The organism is Streptomyces sp. 2-1 (genome assembly GCF_048564895.1).
GTDB classification, from domain to species: domain Bacteria; phylum Actinomycetota; class Actinomycetes; order Streptomycetales; family Streptomycetaceae; genus Streptomyces; species Streptomyces phaeochromogenes.
The window spans coordinates 9,770,038-9,781,763 of record NZ_CP183383.1; the positions used below are offsets into that span (position 1 = coordinate 9,770,038).

Genomic DNA, 11,726 nt, shown 5'->3' on the forward strand with positions numbered 1-11,726 from the left:
GGGGCGCGCCACTCGCATCCGGAATTCACCTCTCGCATCCGGAATTCAAATGAGTACGGCCAGGAGAGTTGTCCATGACCACCGCCATCGCCGATCCGGCCAGCAGTGCTCGCAAGCGTACGAGCACGCGCCGGACCGCTCCCCGTCTCAAGCAGTCCCGAGCCCCCTACCTCTTCATCGCCCCCTTCTACATCCTCTACGTGCTCTTCATGCTGGTGCCCGTCCTGGTGTCGCTCTGGCTGAGTCTCACCGAGTGGGTGGGCCTCGGTACTCCGCAGTGGGTGGGGCTGCGCAACTACCGACTCCTCGCCACCGACGTCAGCTTTCACCGGGCCCTGGGCAACACGGGTGTCTTCGTGATGATCGCGGTCTTCGTCGTCGTACCGCTCGCCCTGCTGATCGCACAGGCCCTCAACACCCGTGGCCTGCGGGTACGCGACCTGTGGCGGACCGCCTACTTCGTGCCGATCGTCGTCTCGCCGATCATCGTGGCGCTCATCTTCGGGCTGATCTTCGACCGGCAGTTCGGGCTGCTGAACTCCGTCCTGCGGGCCTTGTTCGGCACCGGAGGCGTCGACTGGCTCGGCGATCCGGACCTGGCCAAGGTGAGTATCGGGCTGGTGATGCTGTGGCGCTGGACCGGCTACCTCACCGTCTTCTTCCTCGCCGGACTCCAGGCCGTACCGAAGGAGTTGTACGAGGCCGCCGCCCTCGACGGCGCCGGACGCATTCGCACCTTCACCACCGTCACCCTCCCGGCCCTGAAACCGGTGACCGCCTTCGTGGTCGTCACCTCCTTCATCGGCGCCGCGCAGATCTTCGAGGAGCCGTATCTGCTGACCGGCGGCGGACCGGCCGAGAGCACCCTGTCGGTGACGATGTTCATCTACCGGGCGGCCTTCCAGCGCCAGCAGTTCGGGTACGCGGCCGCCGCGGCCGTCGTGCTGTTCGTCCTCGTCTTCGGGCTCAGCCAGCTCTTCAACCGTCTGCTCGGCATCGGGAGGGCGACCTCATGAGCGCGACCACTTCGTCCGGCTCCATACGCACCTCCACACGTACATCCGTACGTACCTCCGCGGGCGCGAGGACCCGGCGCGGCCTGCTCTACCTGACGCTGGTCCTGCTGCTGCTCGCCTTTCTGGCGCCGCTGCTGTGGGCGCTGAGCGGGTCGTTCAAGCCGCGCGGAGACATCTTCGCGTACCCGCCGAAGCTGGTTCCGGACCCTTTCACCCTGCACAACTACCGTGCGCTGATCGAGGATCAGCCCTTCGCGCGCTGGTTCGTGATGAGCACGGTGGTCGCCGTCGTCGCCACCGTCGTGTCGGTGTTCGTCTGTGCCCTGGCCGGCTACGGCTTCGCCAAGTTCCGGTTCGCGGGCAAGAGGCTGCTGTTCGGCGTGATGTTCAGCTCGCTGTCCATCCCGTTCGCCGTGATCCTCGTGCCGCTGTTCGTGATCCTGGTCAAGACCGGGCTCGGCAGCCCGTGGTTCGCGCTGATCGTGCCATGGGTGGCGCCCGCGTTCGGGATCTTCATGATGCAGCAGTACATCGTGCAGTCCGTCCCCGACTCGGTCCTGGAGGCCGCCCGCATCGACGGCGCGAGCGAGTTCGGCATCTTCCGGCGGATCGTGCTGCCCCTGCTGCGGCCCTCGCTCGGCGCACTCGCCGTGTGGACCTTCCTGCAGAGCTACAACAGCTTCCTGTGGCCGCTCGTCCTGGTCTCCGACAGCTCGCAGTACACGCTGCCGCTCGGCCTGCAAACCCTCTTCGTCTCGGAGCAACGGCAGTACGACCTGGTGATGGCCGGTGCCGTGCTGGCCGTCCTGCCCGCCGTCGCCCTCTTCGTGCTGCTGCGCAAACAGCTCCTCGAAGGCCTTTCCACGGGTGCCGTCAAAGGCTGACGCACCCTCACATCCCGTAAAGGAGAAGCATGTTCGAGCTGCCCGGCCGGGTTCTGTTCGGCGCCGCCTACTACCACGAGTACCAGCCGAACGAGCGGCTCAAGGACGACCTCGACCTGATGGCGGAGGCCCGCTTCACGGTGATCCGGGTCGGCGAGTCCGTCTGGTCGACCTGGGAGCCCGAGAACGGCCGCTTCGACCTCGACTGGCTCCAGCCCGTCCTGGACGGGGCGGAGGAGCGGGGGATCGGAGTCATCCTCGGGACGCCCACGTACGCCGTGCCGCCGTGGCTGGCCCGGCAGTACCCAGAGATCGCGGCGGAGCGGCGCACCGGCGAGCGCGTTCCCTGGGGCGCCCGCCAGGAAGTCGACTACACGCACCCGGCGTTCCGCTTCCACGCCGAGCGGATCATCCGCAAGGTCGTCGGCCGGTACGCCGCGCACCCGGCGGTGATCGGCTTCCAGGTCGACAACGAACCCGGCCTCGAACTCTTCCACAACCACGGTGTGTTCCAGCGCTTCACCGACCATCTGCGCGAGACCTACGGCGACGTCGAGACCCTCAACCGCGAGTGGGGGCTGGTCTATTGGTCGCACCGGCTGTCCACCTGGGCCGACCTGTGGACCCCCGACGGCAACGCCCAGCCGCAGTACGACCTCGCCTGGCGCCGCTTCCAGGCGAGGCTCACCACGGAGTTCATCGCCTGGCAGGCGGACATCGTGCGCGAGTACGCCCGGCCGGACCAGTTCGTCACGACATGCATCTCCTACGACCGGCCCACGGTCGAGGACGACGAACTGACCAGGAAGCTCGACGTCACCGCCGGCAACCCGTACTACACGATGCAGGACGCCCTCGCACTGCCGGACCTGAACCGCCAGGACCAGGGCTGGACCACCAACGGCACCTGGGCGCTGTACCAGAGCGCCGACCGCATGTACGCCTCCCGCCAGGAACCCTTCCTGGTGACCGAGACCGACGCGCAGGCCATCGGCTTCCCCTGGAACAACCGCCCCGCGTACGACGGGCAGTGGCGCCAGGCCGCCTGGGCGCTGATATCGCGGGGCGCCTCGATGATCGAGTACTGGCACTGGCACACCCTGCACTTCGGCACCGAGACCTACTGGGGCGGAGTGCTGCCGCACAACGGGCGACCGGGCCGCGTCTACCGCGAACTGGCCGCGCTGGGCGCCGAGTTGGAGACTGCGGGCGACCTCGTGTCGTCCCTAACTCCGGACGCCGACGTGGCGTTCCTCTACTCCAGCCCCAGCAAGTGGGCGCTCCAGGCACAGCCCGCGCTCGCCACGCCCGACGGAGGGCCCGACCGGCGCTCGTACCAGACCGTCTTCGACGCCTTCTACCGCGGCGCCTTCGACGCGGGGCTGCAGAGCAGGCTCGTACACCCGGGCCAGGTGGACGACACCGACCTGCCGCCGGTACTCGTCGTCCCCGCCTTCTACGCGGCCGACGACGCCACCCTCGACCGCCTCCTCGCCTACGCCGAGACCGGTGGCCATCTGGTCCTGGGCCCGCGCACGGCGTACGCGGACCACGAGGCGCGGGCCCGTACGGAGGAACAGCCCGCCCGGCTGGCCGAGGCCGCCGGAGTCACGTACGACGAGTTCAGCAATCTGGGGTCTGGACTCGGCGTCCACGGCACGGATTCCCTTCCGCTGTCGGAGGAGGCGCGTGCCCTCCACTGGGTGGACGGCCTGCGGCCCAGGGGTGCGGACACCCTGGCCACGTACGACCACCCGCACTTCGGCCGCTGGCCCGCGGCCACGACCCACGCGCACGGCGCCGGACGCGTCACCTACGTCGGCACCGTGCCCGACCCGGAGTTCGCCAGGGCCCTCCTCCGCTGGGCCGCCCCGGCCGGCCTCCCGAGTCCGGCCCACCCGAGCGTCACGTCGACGAGGGCGACCGCGCGCGACGGCCGTCGGGTCCGGTTCCTGCACAACTGGTCGTGGGAGCCGGTGGAGGTCGCACTGCCGACGCCGGTACGCGACGCGCTCACGGGGACGTCGTACGCGCCGGACGAGGCGATCCCGCTCGGGGCGTGGGACGTGAAGGTGCTCCAGGAGGAGTCATGAGCAACTGAGCCACCAGCGGTCTTGTGGGTGAGGCCGGGGCGCGGGTCGCCTCGGTCTAGCCCCGTTGCCGTGCGGCCAGTTCATGGGAGATGTCCCGTGTCGCCGGGTAGAGCCGGAGGTACAGCGCGTACAACTCGTCGTAGTCGGAGCGCAGTTGAAGGTCCGGGGCGACGCGTTCGCGCACGGGGTTCCACTCGTCGATGAGCGGGCCGCCGACCGCGCTCGCCGCGAGGAACGCCGCGCCGTAGCTCGCCCCGAGCGTGACGGTTCTGATCTCCTGCTCCAGGCCGGTCACGGACGAGACGATCCGGGTCCACAGGCCGCCCCGGGTGCCTCCGCCCACGGCGACGACACGGCGGATGTCCGCGCCGGCGGCGCGCATCGCCTCGACGTTGTGCCGTACGCCGAAAGCTGTCGCCTCCAGGGCGGCACGGTAGAGGTCGCCGCGGGTGTGCTCCACCGTCAGCCCGGCGATCACCCCGCGGGCGTGCGGGTCGGCCACCGGTGTCCGTTCGCCCGCGAAGTACGGCAGCATCAGCAGCCCGCGCGCACCGGGACCGGACGCCTCCGCCCCGGCGAGCAGCTCGCTGTGCTCGGGCGTGCCGAACAGCTCCCGCAGCCAGTCGGTGATCATGCCGGAGGTGGCCATGCCGCCCGCGAGACTGCGCGTTCCGGGCAACGCCCCGACGGTGCTCCACAGTTGGGGAACCAGCAGACGCTCGGACAGGGTGTTGATCAGGAACATGGTGCTGCCGTACATGAGCATCAGGTCACCGGTGTGCTGTGCCCCCACACTCAGCGCCTCCGACCAGGCGTCGATCGTGCCGGCGATCACCGGGATCCCGGCGGGCAGACCGGTGGCGTCCGCGGCCTCCGCCGTGACCTGCCCGGCGATGTCTCCGGGCCAGAGCAGCCGGGGGAGTTCGAGCCAGGGCGCGATGTGCCGGGTCCACGGCTCGTACCACTCCTGGGCCACGGAGTCGTACAGCGGGACGGCCTGGCTCGCCGAGTGGTGGTCGAGCACGTAGGTCCCGGTGAGCCGGACCACCAGGTACGAGCTGGGCATGTGGAGCCGCCGGGCCCGGGCGACCACGTCGGGTTCGTGCTCCGCCAGCCAGGCGATCTTGGGGCCGACGGCCTGGGTGGAGAGCAGCGACCCGCAGCGCCGCAGTACGGCGTCGCGGCCCAACTCGTCGTCCAGGCGGGCGATCTGCTCGGTGGCCCGGGTGTCGACGCCGTACAGGATCGCCGGGCGCAGCGGTGTGTCCGTCCCGTCGGTGAGGGCCACGCACGGGCCCATACCGCTGACGCCGACCGCGGTGACGGAGGTGCCGTTCGGTGCGGATTTCAGCAACTCCCGGGTGATGGAGGCGAGCTCGTCCCACCACACGCGTGCGTCCATCTCGACGTGCCCGGGGTGCGGACGGTCGACCGTGTGCGGGCGGACAGCCGTCGCGAGGACGGTTCCGCCCTCGTCCACCAGCACGCCCTTGCTGCTGGACGTACCGATGTCGACACCGATCACCGTCATACGCTCAAGTCTCCCCGCTCACTCGCCGACCGGCCCGGCACAGGACGCCCGACCGGCCCGATGGGGGCGGCCTTCGCGGACCGCCCCACCCCGATGTTCTACGGGATCGACAGGGATCCGTCGCGCTGAGGCGGAATCGCCACGCCGTTCTGCTGGAGGGCGACGGTCCGCGCGGGAGCGGGAATGCGGATGCCCTCCACGTGGTACCGCTTGTGCAGCCGCTTCACGAACTCGTGCTTGATCCGGTACTGGTCGCTGAACTCCCCGACACCCAGGATGACGGTGAAGCTGATCCGCGAGTCCCCGAACGTGTGGAAGCGGATGGCGGGTTCGTGCTCCGGAACCGCCCCCTCGATCTCCGTCATGACCTCGGTGACGACCTCGGAGGTGACGCGCTCGACATGGTCGAGGTCGCTGTCGTAGCCGACGCCGACCTGCACGGTGAGCGTCATCTCCTGTTCCGGACGGCTGAAGTTGGTCATGTTGGTGCTGGAGAGCTGGGCGTTCGGGATGATCACGAGGTTGTTGGAGAGGTTGCGTACGACGGTGTTGCGCCAGTTGATGTCGACGACGTACCCCTCCTCCCCGCTGGTGAGACGGATGTAGTCGCCGGGCTGGATCGTCTTCGAGGCGAGGATGTGGATGCCCGCGAAGAGGTTGGCGAGGGTGTCCTGGAGGGCCAGGGCGACCGCGAGACCGCCGACGCCGAGGGCCGTGAGCAGCGGGGCGATGGAGATGCCCAGGGTCTGCAGGACGATCAGGCAGCCCATGGCCAGGACGACGACGCGCGTGATGTTGACGAAGATCGAGGCCGATCCGGCGACCCCGGAGCGGGAATGGGTGACGGCCCGCACCAGGCCCGCGACCACGCGTGCCGCCGTGATGGTGGCGGCGAGGATGAGCAGGACCGTCAGGATCTGGTTGACGGTGTGATTGACCTTGCCGGTCAGCGGCAGCGCCGCCGCGGCGGCCGCGATGCCGCCCGTGAGGGCCGCGACCGGTATCAGCGCGCGCAGCGCGTCGACGAGGACGTCGTCGCCGCTCCAGCTCGTGCGGGTCGCGTGCTTGCCCAGCCAGCGCAGGAGGAGGCGCAGCAGGACGCCCGCCGCGAGCCCGACGGCCAACCAGACACCCGCGACGATCCAGTCGTGCACAGTGAGGTCCCGGTTCACCAACTGCCTCCCGACGTGCCGCGAAGGGCGTTCGCGCCCGGTATGTGATGTGTCGTCACCTTGTTGCCACCTGCTGCTCGATTCCTGGATGTACGACCCCGCCGGGAACGTCAAGTCGTTGACCGGCGGGTTCGCTCATCTTGCTACATGCGCACAGGTGTTCCGCGCCAGGACCGCTCGGGTCAGGCCATCTCCCACCAGCATCGCCGCCAACTCCCCATGCCCGTAGGCATGTTGGCGTCATCCCCGCCTCGTCCGAGCGCCGAGGCACCCTCGACTTCCGGCCCGACGGACATCCCCATGCCCCCTTGAGGATTCCGCCCCAACTTGGCCTGGATACGTCGTCGGGAACGCTCAGATCTCGCCGAACGAACCGTGCCGCCCCGCCCCCGCCGAGAACCTTGCCGCCCCCTCAAGGCTCTCCTCCAACACACCTGTCCCGTGACGGAATTCACCCCGCATGGCGGCGCGCTCTTTCACCCCCTCCTGGTCGAGGACGGAGGCGCGGTCGCCGCGGAGACAGGCCTGCGGGAAGCGGGCGATCGACGCGGCCAGCGCCTCCGCCTCCGCACGTGCCCGGCCCGGCGGGACGACCCGGTTCGCGAGGCCCATCTCGTACGCCTCGGGAGCCGCCACCGGGCGGCCGGTGAGGATCATGTCCATCGCGCGGCTGGTGCCGATGAGACGGGGGAGCCGAACCGTGCCGCCGTCGATGAGAGGCACGCCCCAGCGGCGGCAGAACACCCCGAAGACCGCGTCCTCCTCGGCGACCCGCAGATCGCACCAGAGGGCCAGCTCCAGACCTCCCGCCACGGCGTGGCCCGCGACCGCGGCGATCACCGGCTTCGACAGCCGCATCCGCGTGGGGCCCATCGGGCCGTCGCCGTCCTCCGTCACATGGTTGCCGCGTTCCGTGCCGAGCGCCTTGAGGTCCGCGCCCGCGCAGAAGGTGCCGCCCTCGCCCCACAGCACGGCCACCCGGGCCGTCTCGTCGCTCTCGAACGCGCGGAACGCGTCGGCGAGGTCGGCCGCCGTGGGCCCGTCCACCGCGTTGCGGACCTCGGGGCGGGAGAGGACGACGGTGGTGACGTGTTCCTGGCGCTCGATCCGGACCGGCATCGCTCGGACCCCTTCGTGTGGCGACCTGGTGTGGCGACGCCAGCAGGTTACTCCCGAGTCACACCGACGAGTTCAGGCCGTCCGCGTCAACCGTCCCCGCGAGTCGTCCTCGCCGGGCCGTTGCCGCCAGCCGTCCCCGTCGGTCGTCAGCCGTTGGCCGTCGGCGTCGGTCGTCTTCGCCACCCACCCCCGTCAACTTCCGGGCGGAATGAGAAGAGTGCTTTCGGGAGGGCCCGGCGGCCCACGCGCTCAGATCATCTTCAGCCGCACGAGCGCGCCGAGCGTCAGCGCCCCCGGCAACAGCGGCAGCCACACCGTGATGATGCGGTAGGCGAGCACCACCGCCGTCGCCACGGCCACCGGACCGCCCGCCGCCACCAGCGCCAGGATCAGCGCGGCCTCCACCGAGCCGATCCCGCCCGGCGTCGGCACCAGGGCGACGGCCACCGTGGCCGCCAGATACGCGAGCGCCATGTGCAGCGGCGGCACGGGCAGCCCAAGCGCCTGCCCCACCGCGGCCAGTCCGGCGGCCTGGAACATCGGGAAGGAGAGCGAGCCGCCCCACAAGGCGAGCGCCCGGGCCGGCCGCGTGTGCACGGACCGGGCCTCGCCCAGTGCGGTCCGCAGGAACGTGAACACGACGGTACGCACCCGTCGTACGAGCAGAAGCACCGTCACCGCGACGCACACCACCGCTCCGACGACGAGCAGCAGCGGGCCGACCGCGCCGTCCGGCAGGAGCGCGCCGACCCGCAGGGCGTCGGGGAAGGCGATCAACAGGGCCAGCAGCAGCCCGACCCGGGCGATGGACTCCGCCAGCAGGTAGAGCGCGAGCGCGGACGACGAACGGGCAAGCGGAACCCCGCACACCGTCATGAACCGCAGATTGACGGCACTCGCGCCGAGGCCCGTCGGCAGCAGATGGTTGGCGGCGCCAGCAGCGAACTGCGTGGCCAGCAACCGCCGTTTGGGCAGCCGTTCGACGAGCGCGCCCTGCCGGGTGACGGCGGCAGCCACCCAGGTCAGACAGGTCGCGGCGACCGCGGCCAGCAGCCACGGCCACTTCGCCGACGCCAGATGCCCGAAGCCCTCAGCGAGCACGGACCGGTGCTGCACCGCCACCACGGCCACGAGGGCGAGCGGGAGGAGGCACAGGATCTGCCGGACAGGAAGGCGTCTGGCGAAGCCCTGGGGAAAGCGTTCGACCGTCACATCGGGAGAGGGTTTCCACACCGCACCAACGTGGGGTTGCGGGCACGGGGACAGCGGCTGACACGCCGGGCACGTCAGAGGGTCGCCGGGCCCGGTGAGGGACTTGGTGCCGGTGAGCGCGGCTGTCTCGGTGGGATCCACTGTCCCGCTGAGGGGAGTGGGCTCAGTCAATGTCATCGATCGCCCCTTGACCTCAAGATTGCTTCAGGTTCTACGGTCGGTCTCATGAGTATGGAGACCACAGCCTGGACGCAGCTCCACAGCGTCATGAACGCCGAGCAGGAACGCCGCCCCTTCGCCCGGGCGACCCTGCGTCGCATCGCCGGATTCGCCCGCCCGCACCGCCGCCGAATCGCGCAGTTCGTGGTGCTCAGTGTGGTGACGGCACTGCTCGCCGTGGCCACCCCGGTCCTCGCCGGACGCGTCGTGGACGCGATCGTGTCCGGCGGCGACGAGAGCACGGTCGTGCGACTCGCCCTGCTCATCGCCCTGATCGCGTTCGCGGAGGCGGCGATCGGACTGGTGGGCCGCTGGCTCTCGGCGAACCTCGGCGAGGGACTCATCCTGGATCTGCGGACTGCGGTCTTCGATCATGTACAGCGCATGCCGGTCGCGTTCTTCACACGCACTCGTACGGGCGCGCTCGTCAGTCGACTCAACAACGACGTGATCGGCGCCCAGCGGGCGTTCAGCAACACGCTCTCCGGAGTGGTGAGCAATCTCGTGACCCTGCTGCTCACCCTCGCCGTGATGCTCACCCTGTCCTGGCAGATCACCCTGCTCGCGCTCGTACTGCTCCCGGTGTTCGTCGTGCCCGCCCGCCGGATGGGCAGCCGGATGGCGAAACTCCAGCGCGAGGCGGCCGACCTCAACGCGTCCATGGGCACCCGGATGACCGAGCGCTTCTCCGCGCCCGGCGCCACCCTGATCAAGCTCTTCGGCCGGCCGGGCCAGGAGTCCGCGGAGTTCGCGGTGCGCGCCCGGCGGGTGCGGGACATCGGGGTGCGCACGGCGATGGCGCAGACCGCGTTCATCACGGCCCTGACCCTCGTCTCCGCCCTCGCGCTCGCCCTCGTCTACGGACTCGGCGGCTGGTACGCCCTGCGCGGCAGCCTGGAACCGGGCGCGGTCGTCTCCCTGGCCCTGCTCCTCACCCGCCTGTACGCGCCGCTGACCTCCCTCGCCGGCGCCCGCGTCGAGGTCATGAGCGCCCTGGTCAGTTTCGAGCGGGTCTTCGAGGTCCTCGACCTGAAGCCGCTGATCGACGAGAAGCCGGACGCCCGCGCGGTCCCCGACGGCCCGGCCTCCGTCGAGTTCACCGACGTCCGCTTCGCCTACCCGTCGGCAGACAAGGTCTCCCTCGCCTCCTTGGAGGAGGTCGCCGCACTCGACACCCGTGGCGGCGCCGAGGTCCTGCACGGCATCTCATTCCGAGCCGAACCCGGCCAGACCGTCGCCCTCGTCGGCTCGTCCGGGGCGGGCAAGTCCACGGTCGCCGCACTGCTGCCACGGCTGTACGACACCGACGAGGGCACCGTACGCATCGGCGGCGTCGACGTCCGTGACCTGAGCGCCGAGTCGATGCGGGCCACCCTCGGCATGGTCACCCAGGACGGCCACCTCTTCCACGACTCGGTCCGCGCCAACCTGCTCCTCGCCCGTCCCGACGCCGACGAGGAGGAACTCTGGGACGTCCTGCGCCGGGCCCGCCTCGACGACCTCGTGAACTCCCTGCCCGACGGCCTCGACACGGTCGTCGGCGAGCGCGGCTACCGCCTCTCCGGCGGCGAACGCCAGCGCATGACCATCGCCCGGCTGCTGCTGGCCCGCCAGCGGGTGGTCGTCCTCGACGAGGCGACGGCCCACCTGGACAACACCTCCGAGGCCGCCGTTCAGGAGGCACTCGCCGAGGCCCTCCAAGGCCGCACCGCACTCGTCATCGCCCACCGCCTCTCGACGGTACGGGCCGCCGACCAGATCCTCGTCGTCGAGGCCGGCCGCATCGTGGAACGCGGCACCCACGAGGAACTCCTCAAGGCGAACGGACGGTACGCGGAGCTGTACCGGACGCAGTTCGAGAAACCGGCACGGACCGACGGGACCGAGGACGCCGTGACCGGGGCCGGCGCGACCAAGGACGGGGTGACTGAGATCGCTGTGGCGGAGGAGGCGGTGGCATAGGTACCGCGCACGACGCCGTCGTACCCCGACGGCGTCGTGCGCGTACCCGCACCCGGGACGCGCCCCTCTCGTCACAGGAGCAACGCCTCGTGCTGCGCACCATGCTCAAGTCCAAGATCTGACGTTTGGGCATTTGCACAGTTCAGAGGCGTGTTCGGGCCGTTTGGGCCAGCAAACGGTCAGCATTGGGCGCGGCGGCGTCCGGGCGTGATGCTGATAACTGCGGCTGTGCCGGGCCGACCCGGTACCCGCATTTCTTGACGTGCTCGCCTGTCGAGTATTCGGTCACCCAGCGCTGAAACGGATTGTATACGGAGCGTTCTGGACCTGATCCACGTGAAGCAGGCTTTGGCTGTCGCGGGGGACTGCCTTGCATTGGAGATCGTGATGATGGCGGGTTGCGAACTTCGCAACGGCGAAGCCCGAATCGTGAAAATCAACAACGTGGCAGCGGATGACGTGTGCCGAGTGTGCGAGCATTTTCATTCCAATACACACCGGCTCGCCGCTGCTTTCGA

General features: G+C 69.9%; 8 protein-coding genes. 4 read left to right on the forward strand and 4 right to left on the reverse strand.

Going from position 1 to position 11,726, the window contains the following annotated elements:
* Positions 1–74 precede the first annotated feature (74 nt).
* From ACN20J_RS42760 to ACN20J_RS42770, 3 genes are read left to right on the forward strand one after another with little or no spacing between them, the layout of a single operon-like run.
* A complete protein-coding gene (locus ACN20J_RS42760; RefSeq protein WP_419668081.1) occupies positions 75–1,016 on the forward strand; it encodes a carbohydrate ABC transporter permease in 942 nt (313 codons plus the stop codon).
* Complete coding sequence (locus tag ACN20J_RS42765; RefSeq protein WP_419668082.1) at positions 1,013–1,900, forward strand: carbohydrate ABC transporter permease; 888 nt, start codon at positions 1,013–1,015, stop codon at positions 1,898–1,900. Before ACN20J_RS42760 ends, ACN20J_RS42765 begins: the two co-directional genes overlap by 4 nt.
* A gap of 29 nt (positions 1,901–1,929) precedes the next feature.
* On the forward strand, positions 1,930–3,993 hold the full coding sequence (locus tag ACN20J_RS42770) for a beta-galactosidase (protein WP_419668083.1): 2,064 nt from the start codon (positions 1,930–1,932) through the stop codon (positions 3,991–3,993).
* A 55-nt stretch (positions 3,994–4,048) separates the two neighbouring features.
* Here ACN20J_RS42770 and ACN20J_RS42775 read toward each other — a convergent pair whose 3' ends face one another.
* From ACN20J_RS42775 to ACN20J_RS42790, 4 genes are all read right to left on the reverse strand, one after another.
* On the reverse strand, positions 4,049–5,524 hold the full coding sequence (locus ACN20J_RS42775) for an FGGY-family carbohydrate kinase (protein ID WP_419668084.1): 1,476 nt from the start codon (positions 5,522–5,524) through the stop codon (positions 4,049–4,051).
* Between the two features lie 98 nt (positions 5,525–5,622).
* Complete coding sequence (locus ACN20J_RS42780; protein ID WP_189839355.1) at positions 5,623–6,696, reverse strand: mechanosensitive ion channel family protein; 1,074 nt, start codon at positions 6,694–6,696, stop codon at positions 5,623–5,625.
* Positions 6,697–7,050: 354 nt separating this feature from the next.
* Positions 7,051–7,815 (reverse strand): crotonase/enoyl-CoA hydratase family protein, encoded by a 765-nt coding sequence (locus tag ACN20J_RS42785; RefSeq protein WP_419668085.1) that lies wholly within the window; start codon positions 7,813–7,815, stop codon positions 7,051–7,053.
* 249 nt (positions 7,816–8,064) lie between these two features.
* Positions 8,065–9,027 carry a lysylphosphatidylglycerol synthase transmembrane domain-containing protein gene (locus tag ACN20J_RS42790; RefSeq protein ID WP_190227576.1) on the reverse strand — a complete coding sequence of 321 codons (963 nt, stop codon included), beginning with the start codon at positions 9,025–9,027 and terminating at the stop codon, positions 8,065–8,067.
* 231 nt (positions 9,028–9,258) lie between these two features.
* On the opposite strand from ACN20J_RS42790, the gene ACN20J_RS42795 reads away from it, so the two are divergent.
* On the forward strand, positions 9,259–11,208 hold the full coding sequence (locus tag ACN20J_RS42795) for an ABC transporter ATP-binding protein (protein ID WP_419669055.1): 1,950 nt from the start codon (positions 9,259–9,261) through the stop codon (positions 11,206–11,208).
* The last annotated feature ends 518 nt before the right edge of the window (positions 11,209–11,726 follow it).